Origin of the sequence: Streptomyces sp. NPDC002742 (assembly GCF_042888885.1) — a bacterium.
GTDB lineage: Bacteria > Actinomycetota > Actinomycetes > Streptomycetales > Streptomycetaceae > Streptomyces.
On the sequence record NZ_JBIAQF010000003.1, the window covers coordinates 445123 to 468110 of the forward strand.

At 70.7% G+C, this 22988-nt stretch carries 17 protein-coding genes and 1 pseudogene; 7 read left to right on the top strand and 11 right to left on the bottom strand.

Going from position 1 to position 22988, the window contains the following annotated elements:
* Positions 1-19: 19 nt before the first annotated feature.
* Positions 20-1156: a serine hydrolase domain-containing protein gene (locus ACFYW8_RS07240; RefSeq protein WP_365880312.1), complete on the top strand. Its 1137-nt coding sequence runs from the start codon at positions 20-22 to the stop codon at positions 1154-1156.
* 52 nt (positions 1157-1208) lie between these two features.
* Here the strand turns inward: ACFYW8_RS07240 and ACFYW8_RS07245 are convergent, their stop codons facing one another.
* From ACFYW8_RS07245 to pepN, 3 genes are all read right to left on the bottom strand, one after another.
* A complete protein-coding gene (locus ACFYW8_RS07245; RefSeq protein ID WP_389068705.1) occupies positions 1209-1775 on the bottom strand; it encodes an isochorismatase family protein in 567 nt (188 codons plus the stop codon).
* 169 nt (positions 1776-1944) lie between these two features.
* A complete protein-coding gene (locus tag ACFYW8_RS07250; protein ID WP_389068706.1) occupies positions 1945-3000 on the bottom strand; it encodes a hypothetical protein in 1056 nt (351 codons plus the stop codon).
* Between the two features lie 254 nt (positions 3001-3254).
* The gene (gene pepN / locus ACFYW8_RS07255) at positions 3255-5858 is read right to left on the bottom strand and encodes an aminopeptidase N (RefSeq protein ID WP_365880318.1); all 2604 of its coding nucleotides are present in this window, start codon (positions 5856-5858) and stop codon (positions 3255-3257) included.
* A gap of 191 nt (positions 5859-6049) precedes the next feature.
* On the opposite strand from pepN, the gene ACFYW8_RS07260 reads away from it, so the two are divergent.
* Positions 6050-6718, top strand: coding sequence for a DsbA family protein (locus ACFYW8_RS07260; RefSeq protein ID WP_365880320.1), 669 nt, complete (start codon positions 6050-6052; stop codon positions 6716-6718).
* A 256-nt stretch (positions 6719-6974) separates the two neighbouring features.
* Entirely contained in the window at positions 6975-7601 is a 627-nt protein-coding gene (locus tag ACFYW8_RS07265; RefSeq protein WP_389068708.1) for a histidine phosphatase family protein, read from the top strand.
* Positions 7602-7785: 184 nt separating this feature from the next.
* Here the strand turns inward: ACFYW8_RS07265 and ACFYW8_RS07270 are convergent, their stop codons facing one another.
* The 6 genes and pseudogenes from ACFYW8_RS07270 to ACFYW8_RS07295 all read right to left on the bottom strand — a co-directional run bounded on the left by ACFYW8_RS07270 (position 7786) and on the right by ACFYW8_RS07295 (position 15026).
* Positions 7786-8679, bottom strand: a complete 894-nt coding sequence (locus tag ACFYW8_RS07270) for a TauD/TfdA family dioxygenase (protein ID WP_365880324.1) — start codon at positions 8677-8679, stop codon at positions 7786-7788.
* Positions 8680-8789: 110 nt separating this feature from the next.
* Positions 8790-10178, bottom strand: coding sequence for an LLM class flavin-dependent oxidoreductase (locus tag ACFYW8_RS07275; protein WP_389068712.1), 1389 nt, complete (start codon positions 10176-10178; stop codon positions 8790-8792).
* A gap of 257 nt (positions 10179-10435) precedes the next feature.
* Positions 10436-11179 (bottom strand): annotated as a pseudogene (locus tag ACFYW8_RS07280) (ABC transporter ATP-binding protein); the annotation flags it as partial.
* Positions 11155-12144 (bottom strand): ABC transporter permease, encoded by a 990-nt coding sequence (locus ACFYW8_RS07285; protein ID WP_389068714.1) that lies wholly within the window; start codon positions 12142-12144, stop codon positions 11155-11157. The gene ACFYW8_RS07285 and the pseudogene ACFYW8_RS07280, both read right to left, overlap by 25 nt.
* Before the next feature lie 5 nt (positions 12145-12149).
* Positions 12150-13259: an ABC transporter substrate-binding protein gene (locus ACFYW8_RS07290; RefSeq protein ID WP_389068717.1), complete on the bottom strand. Its 1110-nt coding sequence runs from the start codon at positions 13257-13259 to the stop codon at positions 12150-12152.
* Between the two features lie 510 nt (positions 13260-13769).
* The gene (locus ACFYW8_RS07295; protein ID WP_389068720.1) at positions 13770-15026 is read right to left on the bottom strand and encodes an ROK family protein; all 1257 of its coding nucleotides are present in this window, start codon (positions 15024-15026) and stop codon (positions 13770-13772) included.
* A gap of 642 nt (positions 15027-15668) precedes the next feature.
* Between ACFYW8_RS07295 and ACFYW8_RS07300 the strand changes: the two genes are divergently transcribed.
* On the top strand, positions 15669-16253 hold the full coding sequence (locus ACFYW8_RS07300) for a biotin transporter BioY (RefSeq protein ID WP_365880334.1): 585 nt from the start codon (positions 15669-15671) through the stop codon (positions 16251-16253).
* Positions 16254-16440: 187 nt separating this feature from the next.
* On the opposite strand, the gene ACFYW8_RS07305 is transcribed toward ACFYW8_RS07300, so the two are convergent.
* Complete coding sequence (locus ACFYW8_RS07305; RefSeq protein WP_389068845.1) at positions 16441-17160, bottom strand: LPXTG cell wall anchor domain-containing protein; 720 nt, start codon at positions 17158-17160, stop codon at positions 16441-16443.
* A gap of 231 nt (positions 17161-17391) precedes the next feature.
* On the opposite strand from ACFYW8_RS07305, the gene ACFYW8_RS07310 reads away from it, so the two are divergent.
* Positions 17392-19692, top strand: a complete 2301-nt coding sequence (locus ACFYW8_RS07310; RefSeq protein WP_389068724.1) for a protein kinase — start codon at positions 17392-17394, stop codon at positions 19690-19692.
* Positions 19693-19829: 137 nt separating this feature from the next.
* Here the strand turns inward: ACFYW8_RS07310 and ACFYW8_RS07315 are convergent, their stop codons facing one another.
* The gene (locus ACFYW8_RS07315; RefSeq protein ID WP_365880340.1) at positions 19830-21317 is read right to left on the bottom strand and encodes an amino acid permease; all 1488 of its coding nucleotides are present in this window, start codon (positions 21315-21317) and stop codon (positions 19830-19832) included.
* Between the two features lie 258 nt (positions 21318-21575).
* Between ACFYW8_RS07315 and ACFYW8_RS07320 the strand changes: the two genes are divergently transcribed.
* Positions 21576-22070, top strand: coding sequence for a ribose-5-phosphate isomerase (locus ACFYW8_RS07320; protein ID WP_389068727.1), 495 nt, complete (start codon positions 21576-21578; stop codon positions 22068-22070).
* Positions 22071-22132: 62 nt separating this feature from the next.
* Complete coding sequence (locus ACFYW8_RS07325; RefSeq protein WP_365880344.1) at positions 22133-22942, top strand: DNA-formamidopyrimidine glycosylase family protein; 810 nt, start codon at positions 22133-22135, stop codon at positions 22940-22942.
* The last annotated feature ends 46 nt before the right edge of the window (positions 22943-22988 follow it).

The window sequence follows — 22988 nt, forward strand, 5'->3', positions numbered from 1 at the left end:
ACGGTGAGACGGGGAAGACATGAGGGTACGTACGGGACTGGTGGGGGCTACCGCCGTGGCGGTCGCGGTGACACTGGCGGGGCCCGCGACGGCGGCGCCCGCGAGAGGCGGCCACACGCCGACCAGGCAGGCCATGGAGGCGGCCGTGCGGGACGGTGTGCCGGGAGCGACGGCGACGGCCGTGGACCGGCACGGCGCATGGTCCGCCACGGCGGGCGTGGGCGACCTGCGGACCGGCGCACCGCGCTCCACGGCCGACCGCTACCGCGTCGGCAGCATCACCAAGACCTTCATCTCCACCGTCCTGCTCCAACTGGAGGCGGAGGGACGGCTGTCACTGGACGACACGGTGGACACCTGGCTGCCCGGCGTGGTGCGGGGCAACGGCTATGACGGAACAAAAATCACCGTCCGCCAACTCCTCAACCACACCAGCGGGATCTTCAACTACACGACCGACGAGGACTTCATCGGCACACACATCCTCAAGGACGGATTCCTCCGGCACCGCTACGACACGGTCACCCCCGAGCAGATCGTCGCCGTCGCCCTGTCCCACCGGCCCGACTTCGCGCCGGGTACGTCCTGGAACTACTCGAACACGAACTACGTCCTGGCCGGCATGGTGATCGAGAAGGTCACCGGGCACTCCTACGCAGCCCAGATCCGCGACCGGATCATCAAACCCCTCGGCCTGCATGCGACTTCGGTCCCCGGTACCAGGGTGACCGTTCCGCGGCCCAGCAGCAGGGCGTACTCCAAGCTGGCCGCGACGGCTACCGGACCGACGTACGACGTCACCACCCTGAACCCCTCCATGGCCTCCTCGGCCGGGGAGATGATCTCCGACAGCGCGGACCTGAACCGCTTCTACACGGCCCTCCTGCGGGGCAGGCTCCTGCCGCGCGAGCAGCTCAAGGAGATGCGCACGACGGTCGGGATCGACGGCGTCCCGACCGTGCGCTACGGCCTCGGCCTCCTGGAGCAGAGGCTGAGCTGCGGCGTCCGCGTCTGGGGCCACGACGGAGGCATCCACGGCTCGTCCTCCGTGGCCGTCACCACGGCGGACGGTCGTCACTCCCTCGCCCTCAACTTCAACGCCGACTGGACGGGGGACAGCGAGGCGGTGATCGAGGCGGAGTTCTGCGGGAAGTAGCCCACCCCGCCCTCGCCGTGCCCAGCCGGGCACGGCGAGGGTGTGCCGGCCCTCAGTCCGCGGCGCTCGCCGCGAAGCTCACCTTCGCCGTCTCGACGGTGTCCCCGCGCCGGCCGGGCGCGGTCTGCCACTTCCAGTACAGGTTGGTGTGGGCGACGACCGCCGCCGGGGCGGGGGCGCCGTACGCGGTGAGGTCCTCCGTGGTGTGGGCGTCCCCGACCAGGGTGACGTCGTACCCGCGGGCTATGGCGCCGTGGAGGGTGGAGCGGATACAGACGTCGGTCTGGGCGCCGGTGACCACGACATGGCCCACGGCGCGCTCGGCGAGCAGGTCCTCCAGGTCGGTGGCCTCGAAGGAGTCGCCGTAGTTCTTGTGGACCAGGGGCTCCGCGTCCTGGCGGACCAGCTCCGGCACGTACTGCCAGGAGTCGCTGCCCCGCTTCATGTGGTCGTCGGAGTGCTGCACCCAGATCACCGGCACCGCCTCTGCGCGGGCCTTGGAGACGAGCGTGTCGATGTTCGCGATCACACGGGCGAGGTCGTGGGCGCCGTCCACCGCGCCGTGCTGCATGTCGATCACCAGCAGCGCGGTGTTCGGGCGATCGGGCAGGGAAGTCATCAAGGTCTCCTGTCGCTCGTCTTGCTCTTCACGGCAGCCGCGGCCGGTCATGGATTCTCTGCTCGTCCACACTAGATCGGGGCACTGACAACGCCACCGGAACGCGGGGAGGGGCCCGCGAGAACACCTCGTGGGCCCCTCCCCTCCCCTCCGGGCACCGCCCGGTCCGTCACCACCGGGGCAGCACCACGACATACGCGGCGGGATCGCGGTCGTTCGCGGCCATCAGCGCGGTGCGCACGACCGTGGCCTGCTGTTCCATCGCGTCCCTGAGCCCCCGCGGGGTGATGTGGACGACGGTGATGCCCAGCCGCTCCAGGTACTCGCGCTTGCGGGCGTACCCGGACCGCGCGGCGGCCGCGTCCTGCAGCCGGGCGCTGGTGTCCAGTTCGACCGCCACCGCCTGCTCGGGCCAGTACGCGTCCAGACCGCCGAGGTGCGGGCCGCCGGGCAGCCGCAGGTCGACGTTCCAGACCGGGTCCGGCAGCCCGTGTTCGAAGACCATCCGGTACAGGCGGTTCTCCGCGATCGCCCTGCTCTCCGCCACCAGCGAGTCCACGGCGTCCACCACGTGCGGGCGGTCGAGCAGCCGGGCCGCGGTCAATTCCTCCACGACCGGGCGCGGTTCACAGTGACCGCGGCGCACGGCCTCAGTGAGCAGCCCGCGCACGGTCTCCGCGTCGGTCAGCTCAGCGACCGCGTCGGCCAGCGCGCGCGGCACGGCGGCGACCGGGACGCCCGCCACGAACGCGGGGGCCGGCAGCGCCGTCGTGCGCACGATGCGCACGCAGCCGGTCGAGCGCAGCCGGCGCAGCCGGGGGACCAGCACGTCGATCGTGTCGAGGGCGTCCAGCGCCGGTGCGGAGGTGAAACCGTGCAGGGCCAGCGCCGCCAGGCCGGTGATCAGCGCGTCCGCGGGGGGCCGGGCGGTGCGCGGTTCGTCGGAGACCGGCTGGGCGGGGATGCCGGTCGCCGTGCGGGCGGCGGGGGTGCGGGCGGCGTAGAGCAGCGTCGCGTGCAGGCGTTCCTCGGGGGTGGGCGGGCCGGGACGCAGGAGGAAGACGCCGGGAAGGATCCGCTGCCAGGGCCCGCCGGGCCGGCACCGCTCGTTGGTGTCCGCGGTGGTCACACCGCGGCCGCGCAGCTGGGCGGTGGTCAGGACCCGGTGCCGCACGGGGGATGAGTGGCGGAAGGGGTGGGGGGAGAGCGGGGTGCTGGGGTTCATGAACCGGGGATTCCCGCCCGGCGGCCGCCCTCTAACCGCTGTTACCCGCCCGTCGGCAAATCGGGACAAGAGCGTCCTGAGGTACGGGAGTTCGAACGCCGAAAGGCGCTGGTCGGGATGGTGGCTAATAGGGGTTACGGCTCTGAATACCTGCATTTCGTAACCGGTGCGGGCATGTGATCAGTTCACCGGAGAGGGCACCGGGCACGGGCGGCGCCGGTACCCTCTCCGATGCGGTTCGCGTGGGGCGGGTGTCAGCCCGCCGCGGCGATGTCGCGGGCCTGCCCGCGCAGCGCCCGCGCCAGATCGTCCCGCGACTCCAGCACCAGCCGGCGCAGCGCGGGCGGCGCGTCCTCGTGCGCTGCCAGCCAGGCGTCCGTCGCTTCCAGGGTTTCCGCGGAGTCCTGGAGCGAGGGGAACAGGCCGCTGACCACGTCCATGCCGATCTGGATGGACCGCTCGTCCCAGACCCGGCCGATCACGGCGAAGTACTTGGCGGTGTACGGCGCGAGCAGGTCCCGCCGAGATGGCTGGGCGAAGCCGGAGATGGTCGCCTCGACGAGCGCGTTGGACAGCGCGTCGGACTCCACGACGGCCGCCCAGGCCTGGGCCTTGACCGCAGCCGAGGGGCGGGCGGCGAGACAGCGGACCTGGTGCCGTTTGCCGGACGCAGTGTCGTCGCGGGCGAGTTCGGCGGCGAGGACGGACTCGTCGGCGGCGCCCCGCGCGGCCAGCGGCTCCAGGAACACCCAGCGCAGCTCCTGGTCGACCTCAAGGCCGTCGATCTCGGCCGTTCCCTCCAACAGGCCCTGGAGCAGCTGGAGATCGGCCTCGCTCGACGCCACGTCGGCGAAGAAGCGGGCCCAGGCGAGCTGGTGCTGGCCGCCCGGTTCGGCGAGCCGCAGCTCCTTCAGCGCACCCTCGGCGAGCAACTGCCCGCCCACCGCCCGCCAGTCGGGCGCCACGTAGTTGACGAGAGCGGAGTTCGCCCAGGCGTGCAGCATCTGGAGCACACCGATGTCGGACTCGCGGCCCGCGAAGCGCAGCACCAGGCCGATGAACTCCCGGGCGGGCAGGAGCGCGTCGCGGGTGAGATTCCACAGCGCGGACCAGCACAGGGCCCGGGCGAGCGGGTCGGTCATGTCGCCGAGCGCCTCCCGCAGGGTGGCCAGCGAGCCCTCGTCGAAGCGGATCTTGCAGTACGTGAGGTCGTCGTCGTTCACGAGGACGAGATCGGGGGCCTCGGAGCCGGCCAGGTCGGTGACGACCGTGCGCGGCCCGTCGACATCCACCTCGGCGCGCGCGTAGCGGACGAGCGAGCCGTCCCCGCCCTCGCCCGGCGACCGCCGGTACAGGCCCACGGCCACGCGGTGCGGGCGCAGTTCGGGATGGGACTCGGCGGCCTCCTGGACGATTCCCAGCTCGGTGACGCGTCCTTCGGCGCTCAGGATCACCTGCGGGGTGAGGGAGTTGACGCCCGCGGTCTCCAGCCAGGACCGGGACCAGGCGGCCATGTCCCGACCGCTGGTCTCCGCCAGCACCGAAAGGAGGTCGTCCAGGCGCGTGTTGCCGTACGCGTTCCGCTTGAAGTAGCGGCGCGCGCCCTCCAGGAAGGCGTCCTGCCCGACGTACGCCACCAACTGCTTCAGGACCGAGGCGCCCTTGGCGTAGGTGATGCCGTCGAAGTTCAGTTTGGCGTCCTGCAGGTCGCGGATGTCGGCCGTGATCGGGTGCGTGGACGGCAGCTGGTCCGCGCGGTAGGCCCAGGCCTTGCGGCGGTTGGCGAAGGTGATCCAGGCATCGGTGAAACGGGTCGCGCCCACGTTCGCGAACGTGCCCATGAAGTCGGCGAAGGACTCCTTGAGCCACAGGTCGTCCCACCACACCATGGTGACCAGGTCGCCGAACCACATGTGCGCCATCTCGTGCAGGATGACGTTCGCCCGCGCCTCGTACGACGTCCGCGTCACCTTGCCGCGGAAGATGTACTCCTCGCGGAAGGTGACGAGACCCGGGTTCTCCATCGCGCCGAGGTTGTACTCGGGCACGAACGCCTGGTCGTACTTCCCGAAGGGGTACGGGTAGTCGAAGTGGTCGTGGAAGAAGTCCAGCCCCTGCTTGGTCACCAGGAACACGTCGTCGGCGTCGAAGTGGGGGGCCAGGCCCTTGCGGCACATCGCGCCGAGGGGGATCTCCAGCTTCGTACCGTCGTCGAAGGTGCGGGTGTAGGAGTCGGTCACGTAGTGGTACGGGCCCGCCACGACCGCCGTGATGTACGTCGAGATCGGCTTCGTCTCGGCGAACTTCCAGACGTCGTCGGTCAGTTCGCCGAGGCCGTTGCTCCAGGCGGTCCAGCCCTCGGGGGCCCGCACCTCGAAGCGGAACGGCGCCTTGAGGTCGGGCTGCTCGAAGTTCGTGAAGACGCGCCGGGCGTCGGCGGGCTCGTACTGCGTGTACAGGTAGACCTCGCCGTCCTCGGGGTCGACGAAGCGGTGCATGCCCTCACCGGTGCGGGAGTAGGCGCACTGGGCGTCCACGACGAGTTCGTTCTCGGCCGCGAGGTCCTCCAGCCGGATCCGGGAGCCGTCGAAGACCTCTACCGGGTCGAGGTCCCTGCCGTTGAGCGAGACGGCCGTCACACGCGGCGCGATCAGGTCCGCGAAGCTCGTCGCGCCCGGCTCGGCGCACCGGAAGCGGAGCGTGGTGACCGAGCGGAAGGTGCGGGGCTCGCCGGCCGCCGCGCCGGGCTCCGGCTCCCCGACGGCCGAACGCAGGTCGAGGAAGACGTCGTAGCTGTCGACGGACAGCAGTGCCGCCCGCTCCTGGGCCTCGTCGCGGGACAGGTTCTCACCGGGCACGGCTGCACTCCCTCATGGCGTCATAGACATGTGCGAACAGGGCCGATCCTGCCATGTGCTCCTTACGGCGGGCGCCGCGACGGCACAGACACAGGGGAAACCCTCGGACCCGTCGGAATCGCCGGACACGCGGGAATGACGCGGGCGCGTGCCGGCGTTGCCAGGGGAAACACCACGTTCCGAGGAGAGCCATGCCCGAGCAGACCGCTCAGACCAGTTCCGGCAAGACCCCCGTCGACTTCTGGTTCGATCCGCTGTGCCCCTGGGCCTGGATGACCTCGCGGTGGGTGCTGGAAGTGGAGAAGGTCCGCGACATCGAGGTCCGCTGGCACATCATGAGCCTGGCCGTACTGAACGAGCCCAAGCTGGACGAGCTTCCCGACCACTACCGAGAGATGCTCTCGACCACCGCGTGGCAGTCCGTCCGGGTGGTAACCGCCGCCTGGCAGAAGCACGGCGACGATGTCCTCGGCCCGCTGTACACCGCGCTCGGCACCCGCTTCCACAACGACGGCATGGGCCCGACCAAGGAGGCGATAGCCGGCGCCCTCGAGGAGGCCGGGCTTCCCGCCGACCTGATCGACTACGCCGACCAGGAGAACTTCGAGTTCGACGCCGAGCTGCGCGCCTCCCACAAGGAGGGCATCGACAAGGTCGGCCAGGACGTCGGCACCCCGGTCATCGCCGTCCCCGGCTCCGACGGCGAGCAGCTCGCCTTCTTCGGCCCGGTCGTCACCCCGGCCCCCAAGGGCGAGGAGGCCGCCAAGCTCTGGGACGGCACGCTCATGGTCGCCTCGGTGCCGGGCTTCTACGAGATCAAGCGCACGCGTACGGCGGGACCGGACTTCAGCAACCTGTAGGGGACCCCGGCCCGCAGTGCTCTCGGACCGCGTGGGCTCGGGTCACGTGGTCCTGGGCTCGGGGAAGTCTTCGTCTTCGCGCCGGTCGCACCCGAACGCCGGCCCCGCGAGCGTATGCGCTCGCGGGGCCGGCGGCGGGGCGGAATCACGGTTCGCCGACCAGTACGCCCGGTTCGTGGCGAACCGGAGCGACGCGGCCGGCTCCCGGTCCCTCGCGGCACACACGGGCCCGCCTCGACCTGGATACTGCGGCCTCATGAGTACCACGAGCCGCAGTACGACTCTCTTCCTGGCCCGGCACGGGCAGACCGTCTGGCACGCGGAGAACCGCTACGCGGGAGTGAGTGACGTCCCCCTCACCGACGAGGGCCGAGCCCAGGCAGAGGCCCTCGGCCGCTGGGTGGCCGCGCACCCGGTCGACGCGATCTGGACCTCGACCATGTCCCGCGCCGTCGCCACCGCCGAGCCCGCCTGCCACGCGCTCGGGCTCCCCATGAAGCGCGAACCGGCCCTGCGCGAATGCGACTTCGGGGTGATGGAGGGCCGCACCCTCGCCGAGTTCGAGCTCGAGAACCCGGTCCGGGCCAAGGCGTTCCAGGCCGATCCGGTGTCCTACCCCTTCCCCGAGGCGGAGGATCCGCGCACCGCGGCCGCCCGTGGCACGCGCGCCCTGCGCCACATCGCCGCGGCCCACCCCGGCGAGCGCGTGCTGGTCGTCGCCCACAACACCCTGCTGCGCCTGGTGCTGTGCACCGCCCTGTCCATCCCGCTGGGCGAGTACCGCCGGGTCCTGCCGAGCCTCGGCAGCGCGGCGGTCACCGGACTCCGGGTGGAGGACGGGTCGGCCGCCCTGCTCTCGCTCAATGTGCCGTGCACTTCGTGACGGGAGACCCGCGTGCGGCACGTCCGCGTGGGGCCCTCTCCTTCTTCGTCTGCCGTTCGTCATGCGAAGGGGCCCTCGCATGACGAACGGCGTCACGCGAGGGCCCCTTCGGTGAGGCGGCACACCGGTCAGGCGCGGGCGCGCGCCTGCCGCCGGGCATGGCCGGCCGCCGCCGGGATCAGCGTCATGCGGCCACCGATGTGTAGTGCGAGGCGTCGCCCGCGATCGAGTAGCTCTCCTTGCCCTCGATGCCGACCGGCACGTCACCGGCGACCGTCACACGGTGCAGCCGGCGCGGCTGACCGTCGTAGTTGTCGATCGCGTAGTGCTGGGTGATCCGGTTGTCGAACAGGACCAGTTGGTTCGGGGACCAGCGCCAGCGCAGGATGTTCTCGGGCCGGGTGACGTACGACTGGAGCAGGTCGAGGATCTTCCGGGACTCGCCCACCGACAGCCCGGCTATCCGCTGGGCGAACCCGCCGATGAACAGCCCGCGTTCACCGGTCAACGGGTGGACCCGGACGACCGGGTGGACGGTGCGGAACTTGATGGACGTGAACTGGGCCCGCTGCGCGGCCTGTTCCTCGTCGATGCTCTCGTCCGGCACCGCGTAGTCGTAGTCGTTGGTGTGCTCGGCCCACAGCGTGTCGGCGAGCGCGCGGAGCGGCTCGGGCAGATCGCGGTAGGCGGCGGCGGAGTTGGCGATGAGCGTCTCGCCGCCGTACGCCGGGACGGTGATGCTGCGCAGGGTGCTGGCCTGCGGAGGGTTGAGCACGAAGGTCACGTCGGTGTGCCAGTGGTTGGCGCGGCCCCGCTCGCTGTCGACGGGCAGCACGTTCGGGGCGCCGTCCACGGCGGGCACGGTGGGGTGCGCGGTGGTCAGGTCGCCGAAGTGGCGCGCGAAGGCCTGCTGGCCCTCGTCGTCCAGGTCGACGTCGTCGAAGACCAGCGCCTTGTGCTGGTTGAGGGCGGTGCGCAGGGCGGCGGCGGTGACGTCGTCCAAGGGCTTGGAGATGTCGACGCCGGAGACACGAGCGCCGATGTGCGCGGTGACCTTCTGGATCTCGAGGTCTGCCATGGGTGCGGGTCCTTTCGGAACGGCGGATCGGACGGGAGCAGGAGCAGGAGCAGGAAGAGGAAGAGAGGAAGAGAGGAAGAGAGGGAGGGGGAGAGGGTGGCGTGCGCGGTTCAGGCGGGTGCGGGTGCGGGTGCGGTTGTGGGGGTGGGGCTGGGCGCGGTGGCCGTGGGCGGGATCGCGTACTGGTTGGCCGGGCGCGGGAGGCCGTAGCGCTCCCGCAGGGTCTGCCGGGGCCCGTACTCCCGGCGCAGCAGACCCCGGTCGCGCAGGATCGGCACCACGTGGTCCACGAAGAGGTCGAGGCCGGAGGGCAGCACGGCGGGCATGATGTTGAAGCCGTCGGCGGCGCCGCCCCGGAACCATTCCTCGATCGCGTCGGCGACCTGCTCGGGCGTGCCGGCGAAGGTCAGATGGCCCCGCCCGCCGCCGAGTCGGCCGATCAGCTCGCGCACGGTCAGCCGCTCGCGCCGGGCGAGCTCCACGACGAGGGTGTAGCGGCTCTTGGCCCCCTCGATCGCGTCCTCCGGCGGCAGGTCGGCGGGCAGCTGTGCGTCGAGGCCGAGGGTGCCCGGCTCCAGGTGGAGCAGATGCTCCAGGCGGTTCAGTCCGTGCTCGTACACGATGTGGTCCTCGAGGACGCTTTCCTGGGCGCGCGCCTCGGCCTCGGTCGAGCCGATGACCGGGACGATCCCGGGCAGGACCTTGATGTGGTCCGGATTCCGGCCGGCCCGTGCGGTACGGGACTTGAGGTCGGCGTAGAACTCCTGGGCGTCCGCCAGGGTCTGCTGGGCGGTGAACACCGCTTCCGCGTACCGGGCCGCGAACCCTTTGCCGTCCTCCGACGAGCCCGCCTGCACGAGGAGCGGGTAACCCTGCGGTGTGCGGGGCACGTTGAGGGCGCCCTCCACGCTGAAGTACGTCCCCTTGTGGCGCGCCGGATGGATCTTGCCGGGGTCGCCCCAGACGCCGGCCGCCTTGTCGGCGACGACCAGGTCGTCCTCCCAGCTGTCCCAGAGCTTGAGCGCCACGTCCAGGAACTCGGCGGCGCGCTCGTAGCGGGTGGCGTGCGCGGGCTCGTCGTCGAGACCGAAGTTGCGGGCGGCCTCGGCGCCCGCGGTGGTGACGATGTTCCAGCCCGCGCGGCCACCGCTGATGTGGTCGAGGGAGGCGAATCTGCGGGCCAGGTTGTAGGGGGAGTTGTAGGACGTGGAGGCGGTGGCGATCAGGCCGATGTGTTCGGTGGCGGTGGCCAGCGCGGTGAGCAGGGTGATGGGTTCGAGGGCTCCGGACGGCCGCTGGCCCACGCTGTTGAACAGGACCGGGCCGTCGGCGAGGAAGAGCGAGTCGAAGGTGCCGCGTTCGGCGATCCGGGCGAGACGTACGTAGTGGGCCGTCTCGACATGGACGTACGGGTCGCTCTCCGGGAGCCGCCAGGAGGCCTCGTGGTGGCCGGTGTTCATCAGGAAGGCGTTGAGATGGAGTCGGCGCGGGCTGGTCACGGGTGCTTCTCCTTCTGGTGCGCGAACAGGTCGTGCCCGGCGACGCCCGCCGCTGTGCCGTCGGGTCCTGCGGCGACGTCGTCCGCCGTCCGGTCCGGTCCTGCGGCGGGCTGTGCCGTGGCTCCGTCCGGTTCCGCGGCGGACTGTGATGCGGCTCCGTCCGGTTCCGCGGCGGGCAGCGCCGTCGTTCCGTCCGGTTCCGCGGCGGGCTGTGGCGCCCTTCCTCCGCGTTCCGTCCCCTCCGGTGCTCCTGTCACGTCCTCGGTCACCCCGAGGGCGTTCAGCAGGCGTTCGCGGTACTCGCCGAGCAGCGGATCGCGGTACGAGCGGGGGTGCGGGCGGTCGATGGCCAGGTCGAGGCCGATGCGTCCGTGTTCGAGCACGAGCACCCGGTCGGCCAGCACGATCGCCTCGTCCACGTCGTGCGTGACGAGCAGAACCGACGGCCGGTGGCGCTCCCACAGTTCGCGCAGCAGCACATGCATCCGGATCCGGGTGAGCGCGTCCAGCGCCCCGAACGGTTCGTCGGCCAGCAGCAGTTCGGGTTCCCGTACGAGCGAACGGGCCAGGGCTGCGCGTTGCGCCTCCCCGCCGGACAGCTCGTTGGGCCAGGCCCGTTCGCGTCCCGCGAGCCCTACCTCCGAGAGGGCCGAGCGCCCCTTCTCCGCCGCCTCCCGGCCGTCCGTGCCGAGCAGGACGTTGTCGAGCACGCGGCGCCAGGGCAGCAGCCGGGAGTCCTGGAAGACGACGGACACCCTGTCGGGGGCGGTGAGCCGCCCGCTCCCGGCGACGCCGTGATCCAGGCCGGCGATGGCGCGCAGCAGCGTGCTCTTGCCGGACCCGCTGTGTCCGAGCAGGGCGGTGAACTGGCCCGCCGGAAGGTCGAGGTCGATCCCGTCGAGGACCGTGCGACCCTCGAACGACCTGGTGAGACCGCGCAGTTGGACCGTGTGGGAGCGGGTCGGTTGCCGACGGTTCAGTTGCTGAGTGTGCGTCGCCACGACAGCACCTTTCGTTCGATGAGACGAACCGCGCTGTCGGAGACGAGCCCGAAGATGCCGTAGATCAGCAGACCGACGAGGATGATGTCGGTCCGGCCGTAGTTCTGGGCCTGGAACATCATGTAGCCGAGGCCGCTGGTGGCGTTGATCTGCTCCAGGACGACCAGGGAGAGCCAGGAGGCGGTAACCCCGAGCCGCAGTCCGACGAAGAAGCCGGGCAGCGCGCCGGGGATCACGATCTCCCGGACGAAACGGAGCCTCGACAGCCCCTGGACCTCGGCGAGTTCCACATAGCGGTGGTCGATGCCGGACAGGGCGGAGTGCAGGTTCAGGTAGATCGGGATGTAGACGACGATGGCGATGATCGCGATCTTGAAGGTCTCGCCGATGCCGAGCCAGAGGATGAACAACGGGATCAGACCGAGGGTCGGGATCGCCCGGTTGAGCTGCACGGTCCCGTCGATCAGTGCCTCCCCGACCCGGCTGAGCCCCGATGCGAGGGCGAGGACGACTCCGGCGGTCAGGCCGAACCCGAATCCGTATCCCGCGCGCTCCAGGGACGTCAGCACATCGGTGGGCAGGGTGCCGTCGGTCCACAGATGGCCGGTGGTCCTGAGCACCGTCCAGGGCGCCGGAATCGCGCCGGGATCCAGTCGTCCGGCGGCCGAGGCGACAGCCCACAGGGCGAGGAACAGCGCCGGTCCGATCAGCCGGGAGGCGGGCAGCCGTTTGCCGGGCGCGAGGCTGCGGCGCCGGGTACGAGGAGACCGCCGGCTACGACTGGCGGCCTTGGTTTCGTCCGCCTCGTTGCTGGTGTCGGTTCCGGTTCCCCTTCCGGCGTCGGCGGGCGAGGTGGAGATCGAGTCGGCGACGGAGGCGGAGGTGGTGGCGGGTTCCTCTGTGATCGCGGTCGACGGCGTGGCGGGGGCCGCGCTCCTGGCCGTGGTCGTGGTCCTGGTCGTCATGGCCGTCACCTCTGGTATTCCGCGGGTACGGACTTGGCCGCGATGGCCTCGAAGCGCCGGTCGAAGAGCGATTCGACCTTGAACCCCTTCACGAAGCCGCCCGCCGCCAGCAGATCGGCGGTCTCCTGCTCCCACTTGACCGCCTCGTCCCAACTCGGCGGGAACAGCGGCTTGTTGGCGAGTGCGGTGATCGACTGTGCCTGCGCGAGAGTGAGGTTCTGGGTCTTGACGTAGAACTCCTCGTTCCAGGCGTCGGGGTGCTCGTACGCCCAGATCTGGCCCTTCGCCCAGCGCGGGATGTACGCGGCGACCGCGGCCGCCTTCGCACGGTCGGCCAGTACCGAGGTCGGCGCCCAGAGCAGGTTGAGCAGGTCCACCACGTCGGTGTCGATGGTGTGGGCACCCTTGGGCCCGTACTGCTTGAGGTAGGCCGGCGCCTGGTTGTTGGCGAGCGGGGCGATGTCCACCTGGCCCGCCTGGAGCGCGGTGAGGAACTGGTTGCTGGTCAGCGGTACGAGGTTCACGTCGTCGTAGGCGATGCCGGCCTGCTTCAGGGCGCGCAGCAGGACGACACCCTGGGCCTGGCCCTGCGAGAAGGCCAGCTTTTTGCCCTTGAAGTCCTGGACATCCTTGATGTCGCTGCCGGGCTTGGTGGCGAACAGGTAGTTGGGCTTGCGGGTGATGTTGATCGCGACGATCTTCGCGTCGAAGCCCTGGAAGTGCGCCTGGATCGGCGGGATGCCCGCGTTGTTCCCCACGTCCAGGGACTTGGCGCGGAAGGCGTTGATGACATCGGGACCGGCGCCGATGTTCACCCAGTCGGAGACGGTGAACGGCAGATCGGCCAGCCCCGCCAGCTTGAACTGGAGCTCCTGGACGCCTTGGTACGAGGCGATGGAGAGCTTGGTGCCCCGCGGAACCTTGCCGGACAGGGGCGCTGATATGTCCCCCCGGGACCGGGAGTCGGCCGCACTGGCACCGGCGCAACCGCTCAGCCCGGCCGCGGCGGCGACACCGAGCAGGGAGGACAGGAACACGCGCCGGTCGACACCGGACCTGGAGGGGGACGAGGCGGACGAGGAGGACAAGGGGGAGGGCGGGGACAGTGGTGGCATGGAAGGGCTCCAGGGATTCCAAGTGGCGGGAGGGCGCGCGGAGTTCCGGGCAGGGCGAAGCCGGAGGAGTGAACGCGCGTCGAGAAGGACATACGCCGATGGCGGGCCGATGGGGGCGAGCCGACCAGGGGTGACGGCAGCCGAACGGTCCGCTGCGCTACGACGGCGGACCGGCCCACGGAGACGACGGCTGACGGGTCCACGGCGCGACGACGGCCGGCCGGCCTTCGGAAGGACGACGGCCTGACGGCCTTCGGGACGCCGAGGGCCGACCGGTCCTCGGCGCGACTGCTGCCGAGTGGCCCTCAGGGAGAAGGCTGCCGAGTGAACCCCGGCGCTTCAGCGCGTCAGCGAGGTGTCAGCGACAAGGGGTCAGCAACAACGTGTGCGTGCGACCCGCATCAGGTCGACCACACGGCACTTGGTGAGCGGAACCTGCACCCGCGCGCTGCTCATGGACACGATGCTCCTGTCCGGGAACGAGCCCTGTCAACATTCCGACTCTCTGAATTAATTCGCTCCCGGTGGGGAGCCCGGGGCAGCCGGAGCGGTCCGGACGGCCATGAGGTTCTCAGCGGGCGACGGAGCCCGCGAACCCAGCGGATCGCGGTACAGGACGTCGAGCGCGACCGAACCGCCCGCCACGGCCAGCACCGAATCCGGGAAGCTGGTCGGGACGACCGCGGACGCGCGTTCCGGGCCCACCGCCTCGCGCAGCGCACGGAGGCAGTCCTCCCGGTGTATGGCACCGATCTCGGTCACGACGACCGCCTCCGGGTTGAGCACGTCGAGCAGCAGCCCCGCCGCCCGCCCGACCATCCGGGACCGCTCCAGCAGCAGCCGTACGGCCGGCAGGTCGCCGGCGGCCGCCGCGGAGACCACGTGCATCGGGTTCGAGCCGTCGATGACACCCAGCCCCCGGGCCCGCCGGCACAGGGTCCGTTCGCTCAGCTCGGCCTGGAGGCACCCCGTCCGCCCGCAGTCGCACCGCTCCGAGCCACCCGTCAAGGGCAGATGGGCGATCGCGCCGGCCTGCGAGCGAGGCCCGTAGTGCACCTGGTCGTGGGTGGCGAAGGCGGCGTCCACCACATTGCCGACAAAGAGATGCAGCAGGCTCCGGCTGCCCCGGGCCCGCCCGAACAGCCGCTCGCCGTTGACCAACGCCCGCGCGTGGCCGTCCACATGGACCGGCAGCCCCGTGCGCGCCCCGACGGCCTCCCGGACGGCCACGTCGCGCCAGCCCAGCAGCGCGTGCTCCACGATCGTGCCGGAGTCCGGGTCGACCCAGCCGCCGGCCGCCACCCCGATGCCCAGGGCGGTACGGCCGGGGACAGCCGCGAGGAGGGCGGCGATCCCGTCCGAGGCGTTCGCGAGAACCAGGCCCGGCTCGGTGCGGTCGTGCCGCAGACGGTTCTCGGCGACGACCCGCCCGCGCAGGTCCAGCAGCGCGACGGTCGTGTACGGCACGGCCACATGCACCCCGCCGACCACGAACCGGGAGCGGTCCAGGTCGACAGGGAGATGCGGCCGCCCGACGCCGCCCGACCGGTGGGGCGCGGCGGCCTCCCGGATCAGGCCCCGTTCGGTGAAACGGGCGCAGTAGTCGGTGACCGACGCCGGGGAGAGCCCGGTCAGCCGGGAGATGGTGCTGCGGGCGACCGGCCCGTGCTCCAGCACGGACCGCAGGATCACGCTGGCGCTGGCCCTGCGTCGGTCGAGCACGGGGGAGGGCGGGGACGTCGAAGGGGGTGCCACGGTACTGGCCATGGAGTTCTTCCTCGGGAGCTGGTCCGGCACTGCGCCGTCACGTACGCCACGTCACAACGGGTGCGACGCGCGACTGGTGTGGTCCGCTGTGGTCTCGTCCCGGTGAGCCGGATCCGCTCCGCCCCGCCTCAGGACGGGCGGCGACAGGTGGCAGTGCCCTGGCGTCGCAGGTCGACATAGCGACGCGACGCGAAGTTCAGGGCCTGGGGAACCATGGGGAGAAGGGTAGGGGGTGGCCCGGGGGCCTGCCAGGTACGCCCAAGGAGCGGACAGTCGGGGCCTGTTCCCGCTTGCGGCCCGAGAGGGAGAGCCCGGCCGACCCAGCGGCGCGAGAGCCTCGGTGACCGGTCGGCGAGGGCGGGGCGGACGCCGGTGCCGCGAAAGTCGTTTTGGTGAGTCTCCACAGTCCAGAGCCCTGACCGTCCTGTAGCGGAAACGACTTCACCTCAGTGACCAGCATCACCTTGGCACAGGTATACCGGGCACTCTTTGTAAGGAGCCCACCAAGTGCCGGATCCGCGCTTTGTCGAGCACTGACGGTGATCGCCCGTATGCCCCTGGGATAGCGTCACCGTGTCCTGACCTGTCCTCCCCCCGGGCTCTCCGTGAGCCAAGGGGGTATCCCCGTTCGCCGGAGTCCTCATGAGCACCGCTTTCGCCACGCCCTCCCGACCCGGCGAGGTCCTCGCCGACCTCCTTCCGGCCTCCCGCGTCCGCGACGTCGCCCTCGTGCTCGGCGGTGCCGCGCTCACCGGTATCGCCGCCCAGATCTCGCTGCCCGTCCCGGGTTCCCCGGTACCGGTGACCGGCCAGACCTTCGCCGCGCTGCTCGTCGGCACGGCGCTCGGCGCGCGCCGCGGCTTCCTGTCGCTCGCGGTGTACGCGCTGGTCGGCATGGTCGGCGTCCCGTGGTTCGCGGAAGGCGGCTCCGGCGCCGCGGCACCGTCCTTCGGCTACATCCTCGGCATGCTGCTCGCGTCCACCGTCGTGGGTGCGCTGGCCCGCCGCGGCGCCGACCGCTCCGTGCTGCGCATGGCGGGCACGATGCTGCTCGGCGAGGCGATCGTCTACGCGATCGGCGTTCCCTACCTGGCTCTGGCCACCGGCATGTCGGCGAGCGCGGCCGTCGCGGCGGGTCTCACCCCGTTCCTGATCGGTGATGTCCTCAAGGCCGCCCTGGCGATGGGCGTCCTGCCCACGGCATGGAAGCTCATCGACAAGAAGTGACACCCGCGTCGGTGACGTGATGGCGTCAGCCGTCACGCGACGCCCACGCCGGTGACGTGAGAAGGCCACCGGCCGTACGGCGCTCGCGCCCGTGACGCAGTGGTTCCGAGCAAGAGGCTCGCCGGGTCGTTTTCCGACCGCACCCGGCGAGCCTCCGCGCGTTCACGCCCGATGCCGTGCCCGGTGGTCAGTGTTCCTGGCGGGGCCTGCGACGGACCCACCACAGCCCCGACGCTCCGGCCGACATCAGCGCCGCGCCCGCCATGCCGAGCGACAGGACGTCGGTTCCGGCCCCGGTCTTCGGCAGTCGGTCGCCGCCCGGTGCCACCGGTTTGTTGTCGGTGCCCAGCAGCAGCGGGGTCGCCGGGGCGTTCGGCGACGGGTTCGTCGTACCGAACGGAACCGGGCCCTGCTGCCAGTAAGTCTTCTTCCCGTCGCCCGTCTGGACCGGGAGACAGATCTTTCCGGTCCTGCTCATATCGAACGTCGCGTCGACGGCGTACGATTTCGACTTCCCCACCGCGAGATTTCCGGTGGAACAGACGAAGCCGCTGTTCGACCCCTTGGGGAGATCTTTTTCAGCCATGGCGGTGCAGCCTTTGACGTTCTTGACCTCCAGGCCGTCGAAGCCGACCACCAACAGCCTGATATCGCCGCTTTCCCTGGTCCCCTCGTTCTTTACCGTGGCGGTAATCGCCGTCTTCTGAGTGCTGTTGTCGACCGAGATCCTCTCCGGCAGCAACGTGGTCACCCGCACGCCCGCCGGCGGCTTTTCCATCGCCTTTCCGCCCTTGCCGCTCCCCGGTCCCTGGTCGTCCGCGACGGCGGTGTGGGAAAGGATCATCACGGTCGAGAAGCAGGCCGTGAGCAGCGATCCCGTAATGGTCGTCGTCCGACGAGAACTCATGTTCGCCCCCCTTGGCTGCGCCTGAATTCGCAGTACTTGAAGAGGTACCACAAGATTTCTCCGCACTATGCTGGTACAGGCTGAAGTGTGACCATCGTGTTTCTGCCGTGACAGGCGATTGTGGCTGATGTTGAGGGGGTGCAGAGATTGTCGGCGAACATACAGGGTGGTGTTCCGGGATTATTGGTGACCGGACGTTACCGGCTGGTCGAAAGTATTGGTCAGGGAGGAATGGGGCGGGTGTGGCGAGCCGCCGACGAAATGCTCGACCGGCAGGTCGCGGTCAAGGAAATGCGCATAGACGGACTCGATCCCGAGAACACCCGCACGCGCCGGGAACGCACCCTGCGCGAGGCGAGGGCGACGGCCCGGATCGACCATCCGGGCGTCGTCCGCATCTATGACGTCGTGGACGCGGGCGAACGGCTCTGGATCGTCATGGAGCTCGTCGCCGGTCGCTCCCTCGAACGCGTCGTGGCCGAGGACGGACCGCTGGACACACGCGAGGCTGCCCGAGTCGGCCTCGAACTCGTCGGGGCGCTGCGCCAGGTGCATGCCCAGGGAGTGCTGCACCGCGACATCAAGCCGGGCAACGTACTGGTCGAGCACGCCGGACGGCACCGTGTCGTCCTCACCGACTTCGGCATCGCGGCGCTTCAGGACGCCGAGGGGCTCACCATGGCGGGCATGCTGGTCGGTTCCCCCGACTACATGGCGCCCGAGCGGATCTCCGGCCGCCCGCAGGGGCCGCCTTCCGACGTGTGGTCCCTCGGCGCCACGCTCTGCGCGGCCCTCGGCGGCCGCTCCCCTTTCTCCCGCTCCACCACCCTCGCGACCTTGCACGCGGTTCTGTACGAGGAACCCGAACTTCCCTCCGGAGCGGGCGAGTTGCGGGAGATCCTGGCAGCCCTCCTGGAGAAGGACCCGGCCGCACGGCCCGTGCTGGAGGAGCTCGAGGCAGGACTTGAGGAACTCGTCCGCCCGCCTAGAGCGAACACCGCGGGGACGAACACCGCGAGTCCCGCCGGACCGCCGACAGGGGGGCCCGAGGGCGGCTTGGCCTCCTCATCCGAGGAGTACGGGACCGCGCACGAACCCGCTCCCGGGAACCGTCCAACGCGCCAACCCCTCACCGAGCCGGATCACTTGTCGGCACGCACCCGGGATGCGGACCGCGAGTCGCAACCCAGGTCGGCCCCCGAGCCGGCCCCCGAGCCGGTGTCCGGGCGAGCGTCCGATCCGGCCCCGGGACCCGATCCGGCCCCGGACCGTGATCGGGCCGGGCCGACCGGGAGTCAGGACCTGGCCGAGCCGGCCACGCGCGTGCTGCTGGACGCCCGGATCGTGCGGGCGGCGCGGCAACCCCCGGTGGACCTTCCCGAAGCCGTTCCACCTCCGGACGAACAGCACACCGACGCGGGCGACCCGCGAAAGCCGGGGCCCGCGCGTCTCACGGAAGCCGAACCTGCACCCGAAGCCGTGCCTGTGTCCGCGCCCGTGCCCGTGCCCGTGTCCGCGCCCGAAGTCGAAGTCGAAGCCGACCCCGGCAACGACCCGGAGCACCACTCCGTGCACGACGCCGTCCCGGTCCGGCCGACTCCGACCCTGAAGAACCCGCCGGACTTCGGGAAGGATGCTCGGCCGCGTCCCTCGGAACACTCCGCGGTCGCCGGAGCCGAAGGCGTCACCAGGGGCCACGACGCGCAGATGACGGCCAACGCCTCCACCGAAGTCCCCTCCGAACCGCGCACGGAGCCCAGTTCGCGGACCCCGTCCGAACCGCGTGCGGAGCCCGGCGTGCGCGCGCCCTCCCGACTGCCCACGTCAACCGTGCCCGTAGCGCTGCCACCGGATGAACTCCCGGACCCAGCCGCACCGTCCGGCTCCGCGGCGGGCCGGAGTCAGGGCCGCGGCAGGCGGCGTACCGGATTCGCCGCCGCCGGGTTCGTCGCGGCGGGAGCCGTCGCCTGGGCCGTCCTGGCCATGACCGGCGGAGCGCCCGGCGGCAGCACCGGTGCCGCGACGGGCTCGTCCGCGTCGAAGGCCTCCACCACCGGCGGCCCCTCGTCCCCGGCACCCACGGTCGAGGGCACCTCACGCCCGCCCGGTCCGCCCCCGGGAGCACGCCGGGAGGCCGGCGGATACGCGTGGGTGACGCCCAAGGGCTGGCGGCGTGATCCGCAGACCGGCTCCGAGGTGCACTACACCGCGCCCGACGGCGCCCAGGAACTGGCGGCCAAGTCCTCCCTCGCCAAGGGGAATCTAATGGACACCTGGACGACCTCCGAGCAGAACGCCCGCCAGGGGCAGGACTACCGGAAGATCCGGCTGGAGGAGACGACGTTCCGGGGCCGGACCGCGGTCGTCTGGGAATACACCTTCACGCTCAAGGGGGTCAGCTGGCACGCGCGGCTGCTCGGCTTCGACGCGGACGGGAAGTCGTACCAGATCAACACCTGGTACCACCAGGACATCGAGGACCAGGCACTCACGGTCTACAACCAGGTCAAGAACAGCTTCACCGTGCTGTGAGCCTGTGAGCCTGTGGGCCTGTGGGCCTGTGGCCGCGGCCGGGCGCAAGGACGCAGCAGGATACGGACCCCGGGGAACGGAGAGGGGCCCGCGGCGATGTGCCGCGGGCCCCTCTCCGCTCAGGCTTCGGTGGCGGGTCAGGCGCGCACCTCGGCCCGGGTCTCATCGCGGGAGCCGCCCGCGAGCGGTTGCGCGGCCGACCGGGCACCCGCGCCGAACTTCTGCCGCGCGAACGCGATGACCAGCACGATCGCCGCGACGAGCAGCGACAGCAGCACGGTCTCCCGGCCGTCGTGTTCGGTGTCGGTCAGCATGTAGCCGAGCACGAAGACGATCATCGCCGCGGTCGCCCAGGTCAGATAGGGGTACAGCCACATCCGCACGACGAGCTTCTCCGGCGCCTCGCGCATGATGATCTTCCGCATCCGCAGCTGCGAGAAGCAGATGACGAGCCACACGAACAGGGCGACCGCGCCGGAGGAGTTGACCAGGAAGAGGAAGACCGAGTCCGGGAACTTGTAGTTGAAGAAGACGGCCACGAAGCCGAACACGACCGAGACGACGATGGCGGTCAGTGGCACACCACGGCGGGTGGTCCTGGCGAACACCCTCGGCGCGTCCCCGCGCTGACCGAGCGAGAAGGCCATCCGGGAGGCGGTGTAGAGGCCGGAGTTGAGGCAGGACAGCACGGACGTCAGCACGATGACGTTCATGATCTGACCGGCGTGCGCGATGCCGAGGGAGTCCAGAGCCGCGACGTACGAGCCCTTGTCCTTGATCGACGGGTCGTTCCACGGCAGCAGGGTGATGACCACGAGGATCGAGCCCAGGTAGAAGACGGCGATACGCCAGATGATGCTGTTCGTCGACTTGGTGACGGCCCGCTGCGGGTCCTCGGACTCACCGGCCGCGAGGGTCGCGATCTCGCTGCCCATGAAGGAGAAGACGACCAGCAGCACACCGGTGAGGATCGCGCCGGGCCCGTGCGGCAGGAAGCCGCCGTGGTCCGTCAGATTGCCCAGGCCCGCCTTGGGGGCGTCCGCACCCGGCAGCACTCCGAAGATCGCGAGAGCGCCGACCACGATGAACGCGCCGATCGCCACGACCTTGATCCCGGCGAACCAGAACTCGAACTCGCCGTACGAGCCGACCGAGACCAGATTGGTGGCCGTCAGCACCACCATCACGATGAGCGCCCAGCCCCACTGCGGTACGCCGGGCATCCATCCTTCGAGGATCTTGGCGCCGGCGGTGGCCTCCACGGCCAGCACCACCACCCAGAAGAACCAGTACAGCCAGCCGATGGAGAAGCCCGCCCAGCGGCCGAGCGCGCGGTCGGCATGCGCCGAGAACGAACCCGAGGTCGGATTGGCGGCGGACATCTCGCCGAGCATCCGCATCACCAGCACCACGAGCGTGCCGACGAGGGCGTACGAGAGCAGGATGCCGGGGCCCGCCGTGGCGATGCCCGAGCTTGAGCCCACGAAGAGCCCGGCGCCGATGACACCACCGATGGCGATCATCGACAGATGACGGTTCTTGAGTCCGGCCTGGAGGCCGCCACCGGGTTCTCCGGGGCCTCCGGAGGCCTGTGCGGCCTTCGTGGGGGTCGGCTGCGAGGTCATGAGGGGGATTCCTTTGCGCCGGATGAGCAGATTCCCGTACAGAGCGCCCAACCCGTACGAGCGGTGTACGGGGCACGCACTGATCCATCGTGTGGACGGCGTACGAGTTGGTCCAGTGAAACGGAGGCAAAGGAATTCGTGAACCTTTGAATCCAGATCGTTACTTGAGGTTTCCTTGAGGTTCTGTAGGATTGCTCGTTGATTTCGGGGGTAGCCCCCGGCGAGGCCGCCCGGAAACGGTCGTGTCACACTCGGACCATGCGCGTGTATCTCGGCTCCGATCATGCCGGTCTCGAACTGAAGAACCACCTCGTCGAATGGCTCAAGGCCGCCGGCCACGAGCCCGTCGACTGCGGGCCCCACATCTACGACGCCCTGGACGACTACCCGCCGTTCTGCCTCCGCGCCGCGGAGCGCACCGTGGCCGACCCGGGCGCCCTCGGCATCGTGATCGGCGGCTCCGGCAACGGCGAGCAGATCGCCGCGAACAAGGTCGCCGGCGTACGGGCCGTACTCGCCTGGAGCGAGGAGACGGCGGCGCTCGGGCGCGAGCACAACAACGCGAACGTCATGTCCGTCGGCGCCCGTATGCACACCCAGGAAGAGGCGACGAAGTTCGTCGAGACCTTCCTCGGCACCCCCTTCACCGGCGAGGAGCGTCACGTCCGCCGCATCGAGATGCTCGCGGACTACGAGACGACCCGGGAACTCCCGCCGATCCCGGCCCACCACCCGCAGCAGCCGCAGGCGTAGCGCCGAGGGGCCGACGCGCCGACGTGTCGTCGGGCCCCGGACGAGAGACAGCAGGAGGACCGGTGCCCGAGGGGCACACCATTCACCGGCTCGCGGAGGACTACCTCGCCGCGTTCGGCGGCCGCGGCGTCCGCGTGACCAGCCCCCAGGGCAGGTTCGCCGATGCCGCGGCCCTCCTCGACGGATCGGTCCTGACCGCGGCGCAGGCCCACGGCAAGCACCTCTTCCTCGGCTTCCGTCCGGCGCAGTGGATCCACATCCACCTGGGCCTCTTCGGCAAGGTCGGCTTCGGCGGCGCGCCCGCCCCGCCGCCCACGGACACCGTCCGTCTCCGCCTCACGAACGACACCGCGTACGTCGACCTGCGAGGCCCCACCACCTGCGCCCTGATCGCGGACGACGAGAAGCGCGCGATACACGACCGCCTCGGCCCCGACCCGCTGCGCCCGGACGCCGACCCGTCCGCGGCCTACCGGCGGGTCTCCCGCAGCCGTACGACGATCGCCGCCCTGCTCATGGACCAGAAGGTCATCGCGGGCGTGGGAAACGTCTACCGCGCGGAGGTCCTCTTCCGGCACGGCATCGATCCGTACCGCGCGGGCAGGGACCTCGGCGCGACGGAGTGGGACGCGGTCTGGGCCGACCTCGTGCATCTCATGCGCGAGGGCGTCCGCAACAACCGCATCGACACGGTCCGCCCGGAGCACACGCCCGAGGCGATGGGCCGCCCGCCACGCGTGGACGACCACGGCGGCGAGGTCTACGTGTACCGCAGGGCCAACCGGCCCTGCCACATCTGTGGAGGTGAGATCAGCACCGCAGATCTCGCCGCCCGTAACCTCTTCTGGTGCCCGACCTGCCAAAAGGCCTGAGTCCGGGCCGAGCCGGGACCCGGCGCCGCTGCCCGTCCTCCGGACC